This window comes from Thalassococcus arenae (assembly GCF_019104745.1).
In the GTDB taxonomy this organism is placed as follows: Bacteria; Pseudomonadota; Alphaproteobacteria; order Rhodobacterales; family Rhodobacteraceae; genus Thalassococcus_B; species Thalassococcus_B arenae.
In genome coordinates, this window is record NZ_JAHRWL010000001.1 from 1762569 (window position 1) to 1781169 (window position 18601).

The 18601-nt window shown below is 64.7% G+C and carries 19 protein-coding genes; 17 read left to right on the forward strand and 2 right to left on the reverse strand.

What is annotated here, in order from left to right; all coding sequences use genetic code 11:
• Window positions 1-20: 20 nt before the first annotated feature.
• The gene (locus KUH32_RS08745; RefSeq protein ID WP_217777650.1) at window positions 21-818 is read right to left on the reverse strand and encodes an FkbM family methyltransferase; all 798 of its coding nucleotides are present in this window, start codon (window positions 816-818) and stop codon (window positions 21-23) included.
• Between the two features lie 279 nt (window positions 819-1097).
• On the opposite strand from KUH32_RS08745, the gene rplO reads away from it, so the two are divergent.
• The 10 genes from rplO (at window position 1098) to KUH32_RS08795 (ending at window position 10295) form a co-directional block, all read left to right on the forward strand.
• Entirely contained in the window at window positions 1098-1571 is a 474-nt protein-coding gene (rplO, locus tag KUH32_RS08750; RefSeq protein ID WP_217777651.1) for a 50S ribosomal protein L15, read from the forward strand.
• Window positions 1572-1674: 103 nt separating this feature from the next.
• Window positions 1675-3042, forward strand: a complete 1368-nt coding sequence (gene secY / locus KUH32_RS08755; protein WP_217777652.1) for a preprotein translocase subunit SecY — start codon at window positions 1675-1677, stop codon at window positions 3040-3042.
• Window positions 3039-3683: an adenylate kinase gene (locus KUH32_RS08760; RefSeq protein WP_217777653.1), complete on the forward strand. Its 645-nt coding sequence runs from the start codon at window positions 3039-3041 to the stop codon at window positions 3681-3683. Before secY ends, KUH32_RS08760 begins: the two co-directional genes overlap by 4 nt.
• Entirely contained in the window at window positions 3683-4744 is a 1062-nt protein-coding gene (locus KUH32_RS08765) for an alpha/beta hydrolase family protein (RefSeq protein ID WP_217777654.1), read from the forward strand. The genes KUH32_RS08760 and KUH32_RS08765 overlap by 1 nt, the downstream gene beginning before the upstream one ends.
• A 225-nt stretch (window positions 4745-4969) precedes the next feature.
• Window positions 4970-5338, forward strand: a complete 369-nt coding sequence (gene rpsM, locus KUH32_RS08770; RefSeq protein WP_217777655.1) for a 30S ribosomal protein S13 — start codon at window positions 4970-4972, stop codon at window positions 5336-5338.
• Window positions 5339-5353: 15 nt separating this feature from the next.
• The gene (gene rpsK, locus KUH32_RS08775; protein WP_217777656.1) at window positions 5354-5746 is read left to right on the forward strand and encodes a 30S ribosomal protein S11; all 393 of its coding nucleotides are present in this window, start codon (window positions 5354-5356) and stop codon (window positions 5744-5746) included.
• Window positions 5747-5864: 118 nt separating this feature from the next.
• Window positions 5865-6881, forward strand: coding sequence for a DNA-directed RNA polymerase subunit alpha (locus KUH32_RS08780; RefSeq protein WP_217777657.1), 1017 nt, complete (start codon window positions 5865-5867; stop codon window positions 6879-6881).
• A 143-nt stretch (window positions 6882-7024) separates the two neighbouring features.
• Window positions 7025-7444 (forward strand): 50S ribosomal protein L17, encoded by a 420-nt coding sequence (rplQ, locus tag KUH32_RS08785; RefSeq protein ID WP_217777658.1) that lies wholly within the window; start codon window positions 7025-7027, stop codon window positions 7442-7444.
• Window positions 7445-7614: 170 nt separating this feature from the next.
• The gene (locus tag KUH32_RS08790; protein ID WP_217777659.1) at window positions 7615-8991 is read left to right on the forward strand and encodes a trypsin-like peptidase domain-containing protein; all 1377 of its coding nucleotides are present in this window, start codon (window positions 7615-7617) and stop codon (window positions 8989-8991) included.
• Window positions 8991-10295, forward strand: a complete 1305-nt coding sequence (locus KUH32_RS08795; protein WP_217777660.1) for a replication-associated recombination protein A — start codon at window positions 8991-8993, stop codon at window positions 10293-10295. Before KUH32_RS08790 ends, KUH32_RS08795 begins: the two co-directional genes overlap by 1 nt.
• Before the next feature lie 60 nt (window positions 10296-10355).
• Here KUH32_RS08795 and KUH32_RS08800 read toward each other — a convergent pair whose 3' ends face one another.
• A complete protein-coding gene (locus KUH32_RS08800; RefSeq protein ID WP_217777661.1) occupies window positions 10356-11732 on the reverse strand; it encodes a multicopper oxidase family protein in 1377 nt (458 codons plus the stop codon).
• A gap of 94 nt (window positions 11733-11826) precedes the next feature.
• Here KUH32_RS08800 and crcB point away from each other — a divergent pair, with 94 nt between their 5' ends.
• The 7 genes from crcB to KUH32_RS08835 all read left to right on the forward strand — a co-directional run bounded on the left by crcB (window position 11827) and on the right by KUH32_RS08835 (window position 18589).
• On the forward strand, window positions 11827-12204 hold the full coding sequence (gene crcB / locus KUH32_RS08805) for a fluoride efflux transporter CrcB (protein ID WP_217777662.1): 378 nt from the start codon (window positions 11827-11829) through the stop codon (window positions 12202-12204).
• Entirely contained in the window at window positions 12201-13244 is a 1044-nt protein-coding gene (locus KUH32_RS08810; RefSeq protein WP_217777663.1) for an RluA family pseudouridine synthase, read from the forward strand. Before crcB ends, KUH32_RS08810 begins: the two co-directional genes overlap by 4 nt.
• Window positions 13241-13921 (forward strand): HAD-IA family hydrolase, encoded by a 681-nt coding sequence (locus tag KUH32_RS08815; protein ID WP_217777664.1) that lies wholly within the window; start codon window positions 13241-13243, stop codon window positions 13919-13921. The genes KUH32_RS08810 and KUH32_RS08815 overlap by 4 nt, the downstream gene beginning before the upstream one ends.
• On the forward strand, window positions 13918-14637 hold the full coding sequence (locus KUH32_RS08820) for an ATP12 family chaperone protein (RefSeq protein WP_217777665.1): 720 nt from the start codon (window positions 13918-13920) through the stop codon (window positions 14635-14637). The genes KUH32_RS08815 and KUH32_RS08820 overlap by 4 nt, the downstream gene beginning before the upstream one ends.
• A 210-nt stretch (window positions 14638-14847) precedes the next feature.
• Window positions 14848-15864 carry an amino acid ABC transporter substrate-binding protein gene (locus tag KUH32_RS08825; RefSeq protein ID WP_217777666.1) on the forward strand — a complete coding sequence of 339 codons (1017 nt, stop codon included), beginning with the start codon at window positions 14848-14850 and terminating at the stop codon, window positions 15862-15864.
• A 129-nt stretch (window positions 15865-15993) separates the two neighbouring features.
• Window positions 15994-17262, forward strand: a complete 1269-nt coding sequence (locus KUH32_RS08830; protein ID WP_217777667.1) for an amino acid ABC transporter permease — start codon at window positions 15994-15996, stop codon at window positions 17260-17262.
• 1 nt (window position 17263) lies between these two features.
• Window positions 17264-18589, forward strand: a complete 1326-nt coding sequence (locus KUH32_RS08835) for an amino acid ABC transporter permease (RefSeq protein ID WP_217777668.1) — start codon at window positions 17264-17266, stop codon at window positions 18587-18589.
• Window positions 18590-18601: the final 12 nt, after the last annotated feature.

Here is an 18601-nt window from a genome sequence, read left to right on the forward strand (position 1 = left end):
TGGACCGCCGGGCGCTTTTTTCATGTGCCGCCCGCGATGCCGAGGGCGCGGCAGATATGCGCCGGGCAACCGGGCGAGATGGCCACGTAGTCGTGCATGGGGTGTTCGGGCCGGTCGGAAAGCGCAAGCAATCGGACCGCCAGAAATGTCTTCGGCAGCCCGAACAGGCGATAACCCCGTTCGGCCAGAAATCGAAGGCTGTCGGGATAGTGCGGCGATACGGGGCGGTGCTCTTCCAGCAGCACGACATGCGGCGGCGTGGTTTCCAGCACCGTCCGCGCGCCTTTGAGCACCTCGCCTTCGAACCCTTCGACGTCGATCTTGACCAGCGTTGCCGGAGTTGGCCCGAAAGCCGCAGCCAGCCGGTCCAGGGTTTCGACGGGCACGCGCTGTCCGGCGCCTTCCGTGCCGGCCAGGCTGGCGGCCCCGGCATTGTCGGGCGGCACGTGCAGCACCAGTTCGCCGGGTTCGGCCGCAAGGGCAACCGCATGCAACACGACATGCTCCAGGCCGTTGCGTGTCAGGGACTGCAACAGGTAGCGCCTCAGACGATCTTGCGGTTCAAAGGCATGGACCCGCCCGCCGCTGCCCACGCGGTCTGCCATGCGCAGCGTCACAAGGCCGAGATTGGCGCCGATATCCAGCGCTGTGTCGCCCGGGCGCAGGCACCGATCCACCACCCACGACACCTTGCGGTCCAGATCGCCCACGTATTTCATCGCCCGCGCCACATAGTCGTTTGCGGGGACAAGCGCCGGACCGCCGATCACCCGCGCCCAGACATCGCGGCCATGACCCGCATCGATCGTCCGAAACACGACAGTGTTCGCGAAAGTTCCGCATCCGGACACAAAGGGATAAAGGCGGCCGGCCCTTTGGGCGAGGCTATCAATCAACGGCGTCATGAAAAAAACTCGACGAAAAGCGGCTTCACCCTGCCTGTCTACTCCAGCCGAACCCTCAACACCAAGTCTTGATCAGCGTATCAGACAAAGCTATACGCGCCCGGTGGCCTTCGGGCCCGATTCACAACGATCAAGAAATGCCGCGTTTGCCCCATTCGCTTCGGGGGGCATATCCGGCTTAGGAGAAGCGACATGAAACTGCATGAACTGCGCGACAATGACGGCGCAACCAAGCGCAAGAAACGCATCGGCCGCGGCCCGGGCTCGGGCATGGGCAAGACCGGCGGACGCGGCATCAAGGGCCAGAAATCCCGCTCGGGTGTGGCCATCAATGGTTATGAAGGCGGCCAGATGCCGCTGTATCAGCGCCTTCCCAAGCGCGGCTTCAACAAGCCGAACCGCAAGAGCTTTGCCGTCGTCAACCTGGGCCTGATCCAGAAATTCGTCGATGCCGGCAAACTGGACGCCAAGGGCACGATCGACGAGGACGCGCTGGTCGCAAGCGGCCTGGTGCGCCGCAAGCTGGACGGCATCCGCGTCCTGGCCAAGGGCGACGTGACCGCCAAGCTGACCATCGCCGTGACCGGCGCATCCAAGTCCGCCGTCGAGGCGGTAGAGAAGGCCGGTGGTTCGCTCACGGTGACGGCACAGGCCGCGACCGAGTAAACGCTTGTGGGCGGCGCCTGCGCCGCTTACATCAAGCACGAGCTTTCGAACGCCGCCCGAGCCGGACACGCTCTGGCGGCGTCTCAGTTGACAGAGGACCCGCATGGTATCCGCAGCAGAGCAAATGGCCGCCAACACGTCGTGGGCGGCATTGGGCAAGGCAACCGACCTTCGTCACCGCATCTTTTTCACGCTGGGTCTTTTGATCGTCTACCGCCTGGGCACCTACATCCCGGTGCCTGGGATCGACGGCGCGGCGTTGCGCGACTTCATGGAACAGGCCAGCCAGGGCATCGGCGGCATCGTGTCGATGTTCACAGGCGGCGCGCTTGGCCGAATGGGCATCTTCGCGCTTGGCATCATGCCCTATATCTCGGCCTCGATCATCGTGCAGCTGCTGACGGCCATGGTGCCGGCGCTCGAGCAGCTCAAGAAAGAAGGCGAACAGGGCCGCAAGAAGATCAACCAGTATACCCGCTACGGCACGGTTCTGCTGGCCCTGTTCCAGGCCTACGGTCTGGCCGCCAGCCTCGAGGCCGGCGACCTGGCCCATGACCCGGGCTGGTATTTCCGGGCGTCTGTCGTGATCACGCTGGTCGGCGGCACGATGTTCCTGATGTGGCTGGGCGAACAGATCACCGCCCGCGGCATCGGCAACGGCATTTCGCTGATCATCTTCGTCGGCATCATCGCCGAAGTGCCCGCCGCGCTGGCGCAGTTCTTCGAATCCGGCCGGTCGGGCGCCATCAGCCCCGCGGTGATCGTCGGTGTCATGGTCATGGTCGTGGCGGTGATCGCCTTCGTGGTCTTCATGGAACGGGCGCTGCGCAAGATCTCGATCCAGTACCCCCGCCGCCAGGTGGGCATGAAGATGACCGAAGCTCAGCAAAGTCACTTGCCGGTCAAGGTCAACCCGTCGGGCGTGATCCCGGCGATCTTTGCCAGCTCGCTTCTACTGATGCCGACCACCATCGCGACTTTCAGCCAGGCCGGCCAGACCGGGCCGATCATGTCGACGATCCTGGCCTATTTCGGCCCCGGTCAGCCGCTGTATCTGTTGTTCTTCGCGGCGATGATCGTGTTCTTCGCGTATTTCTACACCTTCAACGTCAGCTTCAAACCCGACGAGGTGGCGGACAACCTCAAGAACCAGAACGGCTTTGTCCCCGGTATCCGCCCGGGCAAGAAGACCGCCGAATATCTGGAATACGTGGTCAACCGCGTTCTGGTGCTGGGTTCGGGCTATCTGGCGGCGGTCTGCCTTCTGCCCGAAGTCCTGCGCGCGCAATATGCCATCCCGTTCTATTTCGGGGGCACCTCGGTTCTGATCGTCGTCAGTGTGACAATGGACACGATCCAGCAGGTGCAAAGCCATCTTCTGGCCCACCAGTACGAAGGTCTGATTCAAAAGTCGCAGCTGCGCGGCAAGGGTAAGACCCGCAAGAAACGGGGAGCGCCGTCGCGGCGATGAACATCATACTTTTGGGCCCGCCGGGTGCGGGCAAGGGAACGCAGGCGCGGATCCTCGAGCAGGAACGCGGCCTCAAGCAACTGTCGACCGGCGACATGCTGCGTGCCGCGCGCAGCTCGGGTACCGAGATGGGCAACAAGGTTGCGGCGATCATGGATGCCGGTCAGCTGGTGACCGACGAGATCGTCATCGGGCTGATCCGCGAACAGCTCGAAGCGGGCGGTTCGGGCTTCATCTTCGACGGGTTCCCGCGCACGCTGGCCCAGGCCGATGCCCTGGGCGCGCTGCTGGACGAAATGGGCCAAAGCCTGGACGCCGTGATCGAGATGCGGGTGGATGACGAGGCACTGGTCGCGCGCATCACAGCCCGGTCGACCTGCGGCAATTGCGGCGAAGTCTACAACGACCTGACCAAGCCGATTCCCGCGGACGGCATCTGCACCGCGTGCGGCGAAAAGGCCGAATTCAAGCGCCGCGCCGACGACAATGAAGACAGCCTGAAGACCCGGCTGATGGAATATTACAAAAAGACCTCGCCGCTGCTCGGCTACTATTACGCCAAGGGTCAGCTATCAACGGTCGACGGGCTGGGCGAAATCGGCGACGTGAAGGCGGCGATCGCGGGTGTTCTGACCGCGTGATGAAAAAGTGGGTGATCCGCGTCGCGATCGGCGCCGTCTTTCTTGTCGGCGCTTTTTTCGTGGCGGTATCTTTGGCATCCACGCGCGAAAGGCCGTTGCCTTCGATCCTGCCGGGCTACCACCGCGCGACATTGGAGGTCGGGCATCGCGCCGACCCGATCGACCTGCACCTGTGGTACCCGGCCCAGCAGGGTGGCTCGGGGGAACTGCTGGCGCAGAACGCCCTGTTCTACGGTCACCACATCCTGCGCGATGCGCCGGCGCAGTCTGGAAGCTGGCCCGTGGTCGTGGTGTCGCACGGTTCGGGCGGCAACGCGCCCGCACTTGGATGGCTGATCTCCGATCTTGTCCGTTCGGGCATGATCGTCGTCGCCACCGATCACCCCGGCACGCGGTCCCGCGACAGCGACCCGTTCCAGACGATCAAGGTCTGGGAACGTCCGGCGGACATGTCCGCGTTGTTGGACCACCTTGCGGCGAATCCGCCGATGGGCGTGACGCCGGACATGACCCGGGTTGCGGCTTTGGGGTTTTCGTTGGGCGGCCATAGCGTGCTCAGCCTCGCGGGGTTGCGCGTATCGAAGTCGATGTTCATCGACTATTGCGAAGCCAATGCCGGCAAGATCGATTGCGGCTGGATGCAATCGGCCGGCGTCGATTTCGCCACCATCGACCAGGCGCGGTACGAACAGTCCAACCGCGATCCGCGCATCAAGGCCGTGGTGGCCGTTGACCCGGCCCTGCCGCAGGCCGTTCCCGACGCGGGGACAGCGGACATTTCGACCCGGACGCTGATCATCAACCTTGGGCAACCCGGCGATGTCCCGGCGGCGATGCGCGCCGACGCGTTGGCCGACCGCATCGACGGGGCGCAGTACCAAAGCATCGAAAACGCCTGGCACTTCTCGTTTCTGGCCGAATGCAGCGCCTTGGGGCGCGTGGCGATCGGCCTCGCCGGGGACGACAACATCTGCGCCGACCTGGAAGGCAGACCGCGTTCGGATATCCACCGGGAACTGCGTTCGGTCATCGGTGCATTTCTGGCCGAAACGCTGCTGTGACAGGCGTCAAAGCCGCCGCGATCGATAAGGGCGATACAGCCCTTGACCCTCGCGGCAATTGTTCCTAGTTACCGCCATCTCGACACGAGAATCACCCTTGTCGCGCGGGTCGCTCCCGCAAGGCAGATCACCTGATCAGCGCAGGCCCGCAGGCTCATCCGCCTCGGGCCTCATGTTGTGAAAAAAGGACCTGGTATCACGGGTCCGCAACGAAAGGAAACGCACGTGGCACGTATTGCCGGCGTCAACATCCCGACCAACAAGCGGGTGCCGATCGCACTCACCTATATCACCGGAATCGGACACACCACCGCCAAGCAGATCTGCGAGGCCGTGAAGATCGACCAGGCGCGCCGGGTCAACGAGCTGTCGGATGCCGAAGTGCTTGCCATCCGCGAGCATATCGATGCCAACCTGACCGTCGAAGGCGACCTGCGCCGCGACACGCAGATGAACATCAAGCGCCTGATGGACCTTGGCTGCTACCGTGGCCTGCGTCACCGCAGGAACCTGCCCGTGCGCGGACAGCGCACCCATACCAACGCACGCACGCGCAAGGGCCCCGCAAAGCCCATCGCCGGCAAGAAGAAGTAAGGGAGGCAGCGACCAATGGCACGTGATACTCGCCGTACAGGCAAGAAAAAGGTCTCCAAGAACATCGCCGCCGGTGTGGCGCATGTGAACAGCTCGTTCAACAACACCAAGGTCCTGATCTCGGACGTGCAGGGCAACGCAATCGCGTGGTCCTCGGCAGGAACGATGGGCTTCAAGGGTTCGCGCAAGTCGACCCCCTACGCTGCCCAGCTGGCCGCCGAAGATGCCGGCCGCAAGGCGCAGGAACATGGTGTGAAGACGCTGGAAGTCGAAGTGCAGGGCCCCGGTTCGGGCCGCGAGTCGGCGCTGCGCGCGCTGGCCGCCGTCGGTTTCAACATCACGTCGATCCGCGATGTGACGCCGATCGCGCATAACGGCTGCCGTCCGCCGAAGCGCCGCCGCGTCTGACGCGCGCAACCGCAATTCCCGCAGCCGGGCCTTGTTTGCCCGGCTGCGTTTCGTCGTTTGAAACCTCGGGCGTCCGCACCTTTGGACATGGGGCGCGGGCAAGTATGGAGGGACCTTCATGATCCACAAGAACTGGGCCGAACTGATCAAGCCGACACAGCTGGAAGTCAAGCCGGGCAACGATCCTGCGCGCATGGCGACCGTGGTCGCCGAACCGCTGGAACGTGGTTTCGGCCTGACGCTGGGCAACGCGCTACGGCGCGTGCTGCTGTCGAGCCTTCAGGGCGCGGCCATCACCTCCGTTCAGATCGACAACGTGCTGCACGAGTTCTCGTCGGTGGCCGGTGTCCGCGAGGACGTGACCGACATCGTTCTGAACCTCAAGGGCGTCAGCCTGAGCATGGAAGTCGAGGGCCCCAAGCGGCTGTCGATCAACGCCAAGGGCCCGGGCGTTGTCACCGCCGGCGATATCAGCGAAACCGCCGGTATCGAGGTTCTGAACCGCGAGCACGTGATCTGCCACCTCGACGAGGGCGCGGATCTCTACATGGAACTGACTGTCAACACCGGCAAGGGCTATGTCGCGGCCGACAAGAACAAGCCCGAGGATGCGCCGATCGGCCTGATTCCGATCGACGCGATCTATTCGCCGGTGAAGAAGGTCGCCTATGACGTCCAACCCACCCGCGAGGGCCAGGTGCTGGATTACGACAAGCTGACCATGAAGGTGGAAACCGACGGGTCGGTCACGCCCGAGGATGCCATCGCCTACGCCGCGCGCATCCTGCAGGACCAGCTGTCGATCTTCGTCAACTTCGACGAGCCCGAAGCGGCCCGCGCGCAGGACGACGAGGATGGCCTCGAGTTCAACCCGCTGCTGCTCAAGAAGGTCGACGAACTGGAACTGTCGGTGCGGTCGGCCAACTGCCTGAAGAACGACAACATCGTCTATATCGGCGACCTGATCCAGAAGACCGAAGCCGAGATGCTGCGCACCCCGAACTTCGGCCGCAAGTCGCTGAACGAGATCAAGGAAGTGCTGTCGGGCATGGGGCTGCACCTGGGCATGGATGTCGAGGATTGGCCGCCGGACAACATCGAGGACCTGGCGAAAAAGCTGGAAGACTCGTTTTAAGATGCGTGCAAGCACGCACCCCGCCACGATGTGGGGTGCGTGATTTCCCGCGTCACGGGCACATGCCCCAAGGAGAGCGATCCGCACGCATGGATCGCCGGACAAAGCAAAACCGCCCGTAGAGGGCAAACGGAGTAAGACACATGCGTCACGCAAAGGGCTATCGCCGCCTCAACCGCACCCACGAGCACCGCAAGGCTTTGTGGGCCAACATGGCCGGCTCGCTCATCGAACACGAACAGATCAAGACCACCCTGCCCAAGGCCAAGGAACTCAAGCGTGTCATCGACAAGCTGATCACCCTGGGCAAGCGCGGCGATCTGCACGCCCGCCGCCAGGCCGCGGCTCAGCTCAAGCAGGACATGCACGTCGCCAAGCTGTTCGACGTGCTGGGCCCGCGTTATGCCGAGCGCCAGGGCGGCTATTGCCGGGTTCTCAAGGCCGGGTTCCGCTATGGCGACATGGCGCCCATGGCGATCATCGAACTAGTCGATCGCGATGTCGACGCCAAGGGTGCGGCCGACAAGGCCCGCCTGGCCGAAGCCGAGGCTGCCGAGGAATAAGCGCGTCCGCGTATCGGATGTCGGGCCTCGCCGGAGACGGCGGGGCCTTTTTCTTTGGCCCTGCGCCAGCCGGACCGACGGCGCCTGCGTATTTGCAAAAGAGAAGAAGGGCTGGTTTTGTCCTTGTATCAATCGGGTCGCGCCGACATATCGCGGGCAAGGAGAAAGCCATGCTGCGGATCTTTCTGTTCCTCTGCTGCCTTCTGGCCGCGCCGCTGGCCGCCGATACAAGCGTGCCGCAAAGCCAGGCCGAGATTTCGCTGTCCTTCGCGCCACTTGTGAAGGAAGCGGCCCCGGCGGTTGTCAACATCTATGCTCGCCGCGTGGTTCAGGCGCGGTCGCCCTTTGCCGATGATCCGTTTTTCGGGAATTTCTTCCGCGACTTCGGCAGCCGACCTCAGGTCCAGAATTCGCTGGGGTCCGGCGTGATCCTGTCGGGCGATGGCATCGTGGTGTCGAACTATCACGTCGTCGGACAGGCGACCGATATCCGCGTCGTGCTGAACGACCGCCGCGAATTCGCGGCGCAGGTGTTGCTGGGCGACGAAGAGGCCGACCTCGCGATCCTGCAACTGGATGGTGCCGCCCACATGCCGCATCTGCCCCTGCGCGACAGCGATACGGTCGAGGTGGGCGAACTGGTTCTGGCGATCGGCAACCCGTTCGGCGTGGGCCAGACCGTCAGCAGCGGCATCGTCAGCGGGCTGGCGCGGTCGGGTACTGCGACCGGCAATGCGCGGGGTTATTTCATCCAGACCGATGCACCGATCAATCCCGGCAATTCCGGCGGCGCGTTGATCGATGTGGCCGGGCGGCTGATCGGGGTCAACACCTCGATCCTGACGCGCTCGGGCGGGTCGAACGGTATCGGCTTCGCGATCCCCTCGGCGTTGGTCAGCCAGTTCGTGGCGCAGGCCCGGGCCGGAAAAACCCGGTTCGAACGCCCCTGGGCCGGGCTGGTCGGTCAGCCGGTCGACGCCGATCTGTCCGACAGCCTGGGTCTCGGACGGCCCGGCGGCGTCTTGCTGGCCGCGGTGCACCCGGCCTCGGCCTTTGCCGCGGCTGGGCTGGTGGCGGGCGACGTCGTGCTCAGCGTTGACGGCCAGCCGGTCAACACCCCCGCCGAGATGCTGTTTCGCATGACGGTGCGCGGCATCGGCGCCGAAGCCGAGATCGCCTATGTCTCGCGCGGGGAAACGCGCGTGGCCCGTGTCGCGATGATCGCCCCGCCGGATGATCCGCCGCGCGAGGCGGTCACGCTCGATCGCGGCGCGGTTCTGCCGGGGTTGAGCCTGGCACGGGTGAACCCTGCCGTGGCGGCCGAGATGGGGATCGAGGGCGCGCCGCCCGACGGCGTCGTCGTCACCGATCCGGGCCCCTACGGCGCGCGGGCCGGGTTGCGGCCCGGCGACATTCTTCAGGCGATCAACGGCCGTACCGTCGACGCGCCCGGCAGGGTCGACGCGATGCTGCGTCGCGCCGCGCCCCGCATCGATCTCGACATCCTGCGCGGCAACCGCCGCGTCGCCCTGCGGTTCCGGGTCTGATGGCCGACCTGTTCGACCGCGACACACCCGTTCCGGACACCGCGCCGCGTCCTCTGGCCGACCGTCTGCGCCCGCGCGATCTGGACACGGTCATCGGTCAGGAGCAGGTTCTGGGCAAGGACGCCCCGCTGCGGGTGATGCTGGAGGCCGGCGCGCTCGGTTCGCTGATCCTGTGGGGGCCGCCGGGGGTGGGCAAGACCACCATCGCGCGGCTTCTGGCGGATGAGACCGACCTGCATTTCGTCCAGATCAGCGCGATCTTCACCGGCGTGCCCGAGCTGCGCAAGGTCTTCGAGGCCGCGCGCCTGCGCCGTCAGTCCGGCAGGGGCACGCTGCTTTTCGTCGACGAGATCCACCGCTTCAACAAGGCCCAGCAGGACGGGTTCCTGCCGCATATGGAGGACGGCACCATCGTCCTGGTCGGCGCCACGACGGAAAACCCGTCTTTCGAGCTGAACGCGGCACTGCTGAGCCGGGCGCAGGTGCTGGTGCTGGACCGACTGGACCTGGCCGATCTCGAACGGCTTGCCCAGCGGGCGGAAAAGGAACTGGGCCGTGCCCTGCCGCTTGACGGTCCGGCGCGCGAGGCGCTGCTGGAAATGGCGGATGGCGACGGGCGCGCGCTGCTGAACCTGGTCGAGCAGGTCATGGCCTGGACGGTCGCGGGCAAGCTTGACACCGACGCGTTGACAACGCGGCTGATGCGGCGTGCGGCGCAGTACGACAAGTCCGGCGATACGCATTACAACCTGATTTCGGCGCTGCACAAATCGGTGCGCGGTTCCGATCCCGACGCCGCGCTTTATTGGCTGGCGCGGATGCTGGACGCGGGCGAAGACCCGCGCTTCCTGGCGCGCCGCATCACCCGGATGGCGGTCGAGGATATCGGCCTGGCCGATCCACAGGCGCAGGCCGTCTGCCTGCAAGGCTGGCAGACCTATGAGAGGCTTGGATCGCCCGAGGGTGAGCTGGCGCTGGCCCAAGCGGTCGTCTACCTCGCGCTGGCGCCGAAATCGAACGCCACCTATGTCGCCTACAAGGCGTCGCGGAAGGCGGCGAAGAAGACCGGCTCGCTGATGCCGCCCAAGCATATCCTGAACGCACCGACGGGGTTGATGAAGGACCAGGGCTATGGTGCCGGATACGCCTATGACCACGATGCCGAAGACGGGTTTTCGGGCCAGGACTATTTCCCCGAAGCGATGGGGCGCGACAGCTATTACGCGCCGGTCGAACGCGGCTTCGAGCGTGAATTGAAAAAGCGCCTCGACTATTTCACACGGCTGAGAAAAGACCGGGGATGACTCTGCGCCTGGCCAGAAATATCCCGGGGGAACGCCGCGGGCGCGGGGGCAGAGCCCCCGTCACACCACGTTGATCCAGGTGCCCATGCCGGCGGCGTGATGCGACAGCATGTGGCAGTGGAACAGCCATTTTCCGGGATTGTGCGCCGCAAAGGCGATCTCGCGCACCTCGTTCGGCTGGATCAGGATCGTATCGCGCAGCGGGCCGAGCGACGCATCGGCAAGCACCTCGGCGAAATGCATGCCGTGCAGGTGCATGGCGTGCGGAAATGCCGTGTCATTCGCCAACCCGATCCGCACGCTTTCGCCCTGCGCAACCTCGACCAACGGGTCGCCGTGACCGTAGTCGCCCATCTGGTGCACCGCGCCGTTGAAGGCCCAAAAGACGTTCTCCATCGCCAGTTCGCGCATGCCGCGCCGTTCGCCCCGGAACATCGCGCCGCCCATGCCGCCCATGGCGCCGCCTTCCATCAAGAGGGTTGCGGGGCGCGCGGCGGCGAGGTCGATGGGGAACTCCGGATTGGGCGGCAGCGGGTTCGGTGCGCCGCGCCGGGCCTGCGCCGCGCCCGATACCGGAAACGCCGCCATGACATAGCCGCCGTCGCGTTCGAAGGTCAGCAACAGGGCTTCGGTTTCGTCGATGACGTCGACCAGCAGGTCGATGCGCTGTGCCGGGGCGAGCGTCAGCCTGTCGGTCACCGCTTGCGGCGTGGCCAGCGGCATCCCGTCCAGCGCTACCACGATCCCCTCGAACCCTTGCAGGCCCAGCGAGAACACGCGCGCATTCGCCGCCGAAATCAGCCGCAGCCGCAGGCGCTGGCCCTGGCGGACCGGGAATTCGGGGTCCATCGTTCCATTGGCGATCCACAGATTGCCGATCCGGCCGGCATGGCTGCGGTCGTGGCGGTTGTCGAAATCGGCGGTGATCTGGGCATCCTGATCGATGCGGATGTCGTCCAGCACCAGCGTGATGTCGTGATCCAAATCGGGCGCGCCCTCGGCCTCCTCGACGATCAGCGGGCCGTAAAGGCCGCGTTCCACCTGTTCGACGCTCTGGGCGTGGCTGTGATACCAGTAGGTTCCCGCGTCGGGCAGCGCGAAGTCGTAGTCGAACCGGTCGCCCGGCGCGATGGCTTCCTGCGTCAGCCCGGGCACACCGTCCATCGCGTTCGGCAGGCGCAAGCCGTGCCAGTGCACCGAGGTCGGTTGCGGCAGGTCGTTCTGCACGCCGATGCGCAGCCGTTCGCCCTGGCGATAGCGCAAGGACTGACCCGGCATCGACCCGTTGAACGTCCAGAGCGCGGTTTCGGCATAACCCTCGGGAGCGACCTGTTGGCGCGACGGGGCGGCGGTCAGGACCGTGCCGGTACTTGCCCAGGCCGGGCGGTACAGAACGGCGGCGGCAGAGGCGGCAAGGAATCGGCGGCGTGAGATCATGGCATGCTCCGTTTGAGCCAAGGATAGGCGCGGTGCACCCATGCGGAAAGGGGCATCGCTTGACATCCCGGTGATGCCGCGCAAAGCACCGGGCATGAGCATGTCCCTGTTGCAAGTGGCCCTTGGCGGCGCGATCGGCGCCAGCGCCCGGTATCTGACCGGCCATGCCGCCTTGCGCCTGCTTGGCCCCGGCTTTCCCTGGGGCACGCTGATCGTCAATGTCGTCGGATCATTCCTGATGGGGGTGGCGGTGGTCGCCTTGCTGCAGTTCTCGGCCAACCGCTTTGCGCCTCTGCTGGTCACCGGCGTGCTGGGTGGCTTCACCACGTTTTCGGCTTTTTCGCTGGACGCGGTGACGCTTTACGAACGCGGCCAGGTGTCTCTGGCGGCCGGCTATGTGACCGCATCGGTCGCCCTGTCCATCGCGGCCTTGTTCGCGGGGCTGTGGCTTGCACGGAGTGTCCTGACATGAGCCGCGTGCAGAATGTCATCGTGGGGCCGGGCGACGGCGACCAGCGGCTGGATCGCTGGCTGAAACGGCATTTCCCGCAATTGGCCCAGGGCCGGATCGAAAAGATGTGCCGCAAGGGCGAACTGCGCGTCGACGGGGGGCGGGTCAAGGCCTCGACCAAGGTGCAGGTCGGCCAAAGCGTGCGCATCCCGCCGCTGCCGGAACCGGGCGAGGTCACCTCTCAACCCAAGCCGCCGGTCAGCGACGCCGATGCGCAGATGATCCGCGACTGCGTGATCTATCGCGATGACCACATCATCGCGCTGAACAAGCCGCCGGGCCTGCCGACGCAAGGCGGCAGCAAGCAGACCCGCCATGTCGACGGGCTGGCCGAGGCGCTGCGCTTTGGATATGACGACAAGCCGCGCCTGGTGCACCGGCTGGACAAGGACACATCGGGCGTGCTGCTGCTGGCGCGCACCCGAGAGATGGCCAAGGCGCTGACCGCCGCGATCCGCCACCGCGAGACGCGCAAGATCTACTGGGCGCTGGTTGCGGGTGTGCCGACTCCCTATCTGGGCGAGATCCGCTATGGCCTGGTCAAGGCGCCGGGGCACGGCAAGGGCGGCGAGGGTGAAAAGATGCTGTGCGTCCATCCCCGTGACATGGACAAGACCCCGGATGCCAAGCGCGCGCATACGCTCTATGCCACGCTCTACCGTGTCGCCAGCCGTGCCGCCTGGGTGGCGATGGAGCCGATCACCGGCCGCACCCACCAGCTGCGCGCCCATATGGCCGAGATCGGCCACCCGATCATCGGCGACGGCAAATACGGTGGCTCGGGGCAAGAGAATCTGGGCGATGGCTGGGGCGCGCAACTGGGGGGCGCGATTTCCAAGAAATTGCACCTGCACGCCCGGTCGATGACTTTCGAACATCCAGTGACTCACCGGGCGCTGACGATTGCCGCACCGTTGCCGCCGCATATGGCGCAAAGCTGGGAAACCCTTGGCTGGGCCGAGGATTTCGCTGCGGACGACCCGTTCGAGGAACTGCGATGACCGATCTGCGGCTGGTGGTTTTCGACGTCGACGGCACGCTGGTCGACAGCCAGGCGGATATCCTTGCCGCGATGGCCGAGGCCTTTGGCGCCGTGGATCGCGCCGTGCCCGATCGCGAGACGGTTCTGGGCATTGTCGGGTTGTCACTGCCGCAGGCGATTCAGATGCTGGCCCCCGACCTGCCGAACCCGCAGCGGCGCGAGATGGTGGCGGCCTACAAGGACGCCTACATGCGGCTGCGCGCCGAAAGCGGCGTCGAAGTGTCGTCGCCGCTTTATCCGCATGTGCGCGCGGTACTGGACGCGCTGCATGGGGAACCGTCGACGCTGCTGGGCGTGGCGACCGGCAAGTCGCGGCGCGGGCTGGACAAGCTGGTGGATGGTCACGATCTGCGGCGGCTGTTCGTCACCCAGCAATGCGCCGACGACCACCCGTCCAAACCGCATCCCGCCATGCTGCGCGCGGCGCTCGGCGAAACCGGTGTCGCGCCGCATCGCGCGGTCATGGTGGGCGATACGAGTTACGACATGGACATGGCCCGCGCGGCGGGTCTATTGGCCATCGGGGTCAGCTGGGGCTACCACGCCCGCGAAAGGCTGAGCGCGGCCCATGTGGTCATCGACGACATCCGGCTGCTGCCGGGATTGCTGGCGCAGATCTGGGAGCAGAGCGCATGAGCGAATGGGCGGCACGGCGGTTCTGGAAAACGGCCAGCGTGGCCGAGGCCGAGGGCGGCCATACCGTGTTGCTTGACGGCCGCCCGGTGCGCACGCCCGCCAAGGCGCCGCTGATCGTGCCGACGCATGCGCTGGCCCGGGAAGTGGCCGCGGAATGGGATGCGCAGGACAGCCTGATCCAACCTCTGACGATGCCCTACACCCGGTCGGCCAATGCCGCCATCGACAAGGTCGCCGCACAGTTCGACGAAGTCGCCGACATGCTGGCCGCCTATGGCGACAGCGACCTGCTGTGCTATCGCGCCGACCATCCCGAGGAATTGCTTCGCCGGCAGCAGCAGGCTTGGGATCCCGTGCTGGATTGGGCGGACCGGGCGTTGAACGCGCGGCTGGTACCGCGCACGGGTGTGATCCATGCGCCGCAGGATCAAAACGCCCTCAAGCACCTGCGCGACGAGGTCCATGCGCTGGACCGATTCGCGCTGACTGCGCTGCACGATCTGGTCACGCTGTCCGGGTCGCTGGTTCTGGCACTGGCGGTCCTGCGGCAGGCGCTGAGCGCCGACGACGCCTGGCAGAAAAGCCGCATCGACGAAACCTGGCAGGCCGAACAATGGGGGCGCGACGACGAGGCCGAAGAAGCCGCCGAAGTAAAGCGAGAGGCGTTTCTGCATGCCGCCAAGTTGCACGAATTGTCGCGAAACCCGATCGGATAGGCTCTGCAGGCCGATTTCCTTTGCATGGCCTGTTAAAAAGCCATTCCGTTGGGTCATCTTGGCTTGACCTGCAGTTTTGAATCCGAACACACTCTCGGCACTGGAAAGGGGAGCCCCTGTTGCAGTATCACAGGGTCCTGACTGGGACCGGATACGGAACCAACAATGAGCCGTCTTGGGATGAGGCGGTCAAAACAGGAAGAGGTAACTATGAAAAAAACCGTGATTCTCGGCGCTCTGACCGTGACCGGCCTGTCGGCCGCTGCGGCTTCTGCGGCGACGCTGGACGACGTGAAGGCCCGCGGCAAACTCAACTGCGGCGTCACCACCGGCCTCGTCGGCTTTGCCGCGCCGGATGCGAACAACGAATGGACCGGCTTTGACGTCGGCGTCTGCCGCGCGGTTGCTGCCGCTGTGCTGGGCGACCCGACCGCGGTCGAATTCGTACCGACCACCGGCAAGACGCGCTTCACCGCGCTGGCCTCGGGCGAAATCGACATGCTGGCCCGGAACACCACCTGGACCTTCTCGCGCGACGTCGATCTCAAGTTCGAATTCGTCGGCATCAACTACTACGACGGCCAGGGCTTCATGGTGCCGAAGGCGCTTGGCGTGAGCTCGGCCAAGGAACTCGATGGCGCGACTGTCTGCATCCAGACCGGCACCACCACCGAACTGAACCTGGCGGATTTCTTCCGTACCAACAATATCAGCTACGAGCCGGTGCCGATCGAGACCAACGCCGAAGCGCAGCAGCAGTACCTGGCCGGCGCCTGTGACGTCTACACCACCGACGCATCCGGCCTTGCCGCGACCCGCGCCGCGTTCGAGAACCCGGGCGACCACGTGGTTCTGCCCGAGATCATCTCGAAGGAACCGCTGGGCCCGCTGGTGCGCCATGGCGACAACGATTGGGGCGACATCGTCCGCTGGACGCTGAACGCGCTGATCGCCGCCGAAGAAATGGGCATCACCTCGGCCAATCTCGAAGAGATGAAGTCGAACACCAACAACCCGGAAATCGCCCGTATCCTCGGCACCGAAGGCAACCTGGGCGAGATGCTGGGGCTTGACGCCGACTGGGCAGCCCGCGCCATCGCGGCCGGCGGCAACTACGGCGAACTGTTCGAGAAGAACATCGGCGAGAATACCCCGATCGGCCTGTCGCGCGGCCTCAACGCGCAGTGGACCGATGGCGGCCTGCTGTACGCGCCGCCCTTCCGGTAATCGCACCGAACAGGAAGGGCGCGGAGCAATCCGCGCCCTTCTCGCATTACAGAAATAATCACAAGCTTGGTGCACAGAGCGGCGAAAAACGCCGCCGGGAGAAGGCACCGGAGCGACGGGGAACCCGATATGTCCACCTTGACCGACCCTCCGAAGGAGTCGTTTCGGCTATCCATGCTGATCTACGACACCCGGTATCGTTCTGCGACGATTCAGGTCGTGGCGCTGATGGGGTTCATGCTGCTGGCGGCATGGCTCATCAACAACACGCTCACGAATCTGGCGACGCTTGGCAAACCGATCGATTTCGGCTTCTTCCGCGAACCCGCGGGCTACGACATCAACCAGCGACTGCTGGACTACAACAGCCGGGATTCGCACCTGCGTGCGTCCTTCCTGGGCTTGCTGAACACGCTTGTGGTCGCCGTTCTGGGATGCATCACCGCCACCATACTGGGTGTTCTCATCGGGGTGCTTCGGCTTAGCTCTAACTGGCTGGTCGCACGGATCATGACCGTTTACGTCGAGATGTTCCGCAACGTACCGGTGCTGCTGTGGATCGTGCTGGTCATGGCGGTTCTGATCGAAAGCCTGCCGGCCCCCAACGCCTTTCGCGGCGAAAACGCCACCGCCTCTATGTCCTTCATGGACAGCGTTGCGGTGACCAACCGCGGGGTCTACATCCCCGAACCGTTGTTCGACCGGTCGCTGGGAAATATCTCGCTTCTCGGCGAATCCAGCCTGCGCTTCGACGTCAGCGTCGATTTCCTGGTCATTGTCGCGGTGCTGATCATCGGTTTCTGGGCGGCCGCGCGCATCAAGGCCCGCGCCGACCGTATCCAGGAGGCCACCGGTCAACGACCGACGACATGGTATCTTCGGCTTGGGGTGGTGGTGCTGCCACTGATCGCGGTGCTCGTCGCACTCGGGTTCCATCTGGGTTACCCCGAACTGCGGGGCTTCAACTTTCAGGGCGGGATATACATGCGCAACTCGCTGATTGCGCTATGGCTGGCCCTGTCGCTTTATACCGCCGCCTTCATCGCCGAAATCGTGCGTGGCGGTATCCTGGCCATCGCCAAGGGCCAAAGCGAAGCCGCTGGCGCGCTTGGCCTGCGTCCCAACCGGATCATGTCGCTGGTCATCCTGCCGCAGGCACTGCGCGTCATCATCCCGCCGCTGATCTCGAACTACCTGAACCTGACCAAGAACTCGTCGCTGGCGATTGCCGTGGGGTATCTGGACATCACGGGTACGCTGGGCGGGATCACGATGAACCAGACCGGGCGGGAACTGGAATGCGTCCTGCTGCTGATGCTGGTCTACCTGGTCATCAGCCTGAGCATCTCGGCCGTGATGAACTGGTACAACAACCGCGTCAAACTGGTGGAGCGGTAAGATGAGCGATACACATTCCGAAACAACCCGCGCCGTCGCGTTCGTCCGCACCCAGATGCTGCCTGAAAAGGCACCTCCGGCCACGTCGGTCGGTATCATCGGCTGGTTGCGGGCCAACCTGTTCTCGAACGCTCTGAACACGGTGCTCACGATCGTCGCGCTGGCTTTCATCTTCTATATCCTTTCGGGACTGATCCCGTGGATGTTCCAGTCGGTCTGGAATGCCGACTCGCTCAGCGAATGCCGCGAAATCATTTCCGAGGCCTACGGCACCACGCATGGCCATGCCTGCTGGGCAGTCATCAACGAACGCTGGTTCCAGTTGACCTTCGGCTTCTACCCGCCGGAACTGGTCTGGCGGCCGATCCTCGCCTTCGTGCTGCTTCTGGTGGCGCTGGCGCCGGTGCTGTTCTCGGATCGCTTTCCGCGGCAATTGCTGGTGGTGACGGCGGCCTATCCTTTCGTCATGCCCTGGCTGATGTGGGGCGGTACGATCTGGGGGCCTATGGCGGCCGCGGCCGGGTTCGCCATCGGCTATTTTGGCGTCAGGGTCCTGTCGCCCATCCTGGGCCAGCTCGCGGCGATCATCATCGGTGTCGTGGCTGCGCTGATCTGGTGGGTCGTTCTGGCAGGGCCGGTGGCCGGTGCCATCGGATCGATCCTGCCTCTCGGCATCACCCCAGTGGAAAGCCGGCAGTTCGGCGGCTTCATGCTGTCGATCATGATCGGTGTCGTTGCCATCGGCGTGTCGCTGCCCATCGGCATCGTGCTGGCGCTAGGCCGCCAGTCCAATCTGCTGATCGTTCGGGCGCTGTGCGTGGGCTTCATCGAATTCATCCGCGGCGTGCCGCTGATCACACTTCTGTTCGTGGCTTCGACCCTGCTCAACATCTTCATGCCGCCCGGCACCAATTTCGACATCATCCTGCGGGTGATGATCATGGTGACGTTGTTCGCAGCGGCCTACATGGCCGAGGTGATCCGCGGCGGTCTGGCCGCATTGCCCAAGGGACAGTACGAAGGGGCCGACAGCCTGGGTCTGAACTACTGGCAGGCGCAGCGGCTGATCATCATGCCACAGGCGCTGAAGATCTCGATCCCCGGGATCGTCAGCACCTTCATCGGCATCTTCAAGGACACCGTCCTTGTGTCGATCATCGGCCTGCTCGACCCGCTGGGTCTGTCCAACGCCATCCGTGCGGACGCAGCCTGGAACGGAATCTACTGGGAACTCTTCGCCTTCATCGGCGCGATGTTCTTCATCTTCTGTTTCGGCATGTCCCGTTACTCGATGTATCTTGAGCGCAAGCTCAAGACGTCTCATTAAACAGGAGGCTCG

Bases quoted from the DNA above. Each gene is read 5' to 3' on its own strand.
- secY (WP_217777652.1), top strand. From the start codon at position 1,675: ATGGTATCCGCAGCAGAGCAAATGGCCGCCAACACGTCGTGGGCGGCA.
- rpsK (WP_217777656.1), top strand. From the start codon at position 5,354: ATGGCACGTGATACTCGCCGTACAGGCAAGAAAAAGGTCTCCAAGAAC.
- KUH32_RS08790 (WP_217777659.1), top strand. From the start codon at position 7,615: ATGCTGCGGATCTTTCTGTTCCTCTGCTGCCTTCTGGCCGCGCCGCTG.
- KUH32_RS08780 (WP_217777657.1), top strand. From the start codon at position 5,865: ATGATCCACAAGAACTGGGCCGAACTGATCAAGCCGACACAGCTGGAA.
- KUH32_RS08800 (WP_217777661.1), bottom strand. From the start codon at position 11,732: ATGATCTCACGCCGCCGATTCCTTGCCGCCTCTGCCGCCGCCGTTCTG.
- KUH32_RS08835 (WP_217777668.1), top strand. From the start codon at position 17,264: ATGAGCGATACACATTCCGAAACAACCCGCGCCGTCGCGTTCGTCCGC.
- crcB (WP_217777662.1), top strand. From the start codon at position 11,827: ATGAGCATGTCCCTGTTGCAAGTGGCCCTTGGCGGCGCGATCGGCGCC.
- KUH32_RS08820 (WP_217777665.1), top strand. From the start codon at position 13,918: ATGAGCGAATGGGCGGCACGGCGGTTCTGGAAAACGGCCAGCGTGGCC.
- KUH32_RS08765 (WP_217777654.1), top strand. From the start codon at position 3,683: ATGAAAAAGTGGGTGATCCGCGTCGCGATCGGCGCCGTCTTTCTTGTC.
- KUH32_RS08830 (WP_217777667.1), top strand. From the start codon at position 15,994: ATGTCCACCTTGACCGACCCTCCGAAGGAGTCGTTTCGGCTATCCATG.
- KUH32_RS08810 (WP_217777663.1), top strand. From the start codon at position 12,201: ATGAGCCGCGTGCAGAATGTCATCGTGGGGCCGGGCGACGGCGACCAG.
- rplQ (WP_217777658.1), top strand. From the start codon at position 7,025: ATGCGTCACGCAAAGGGCTATCGCCGCCTCAACCGCACCCACGAGCAC.
- KUH32_RS08760 (WP_217777653.1), top strand. From the start codon at position 3,039: ATGAACATCATACTTTTGGGCCCGCCGGGTGCGGGCAAGGGAACGCAG.
- KUH32_RS08815 (WP_217777664.1), top strand. From the start codon at position 13,241: ATGACCGATCTGCGGCTGGTGGTTTTCGACGTCGACGGCACGCTGGTC.
- KUH32_RS08795 (WP_217777660.1), top strand. From the start codon at position 8,991: ATGGCCGACCTGTTCGACCGCGACACACCCGTTCCGGACACCGCGCCG.
- rplO (WP_217777651.1), top strand. From the start codon at position 1,098: ATGAAACTGCATGAACTGCGCGACAATGACGGCGCAACCAAGCGCAAG.
- KUH32_RS08825 (WP_217777666.1), top strand. From the start codon at position 14,848: ATGAAAAAAACCGTGATTCTCGGCGCTCTGACCGTGACCGGCCTGTCG.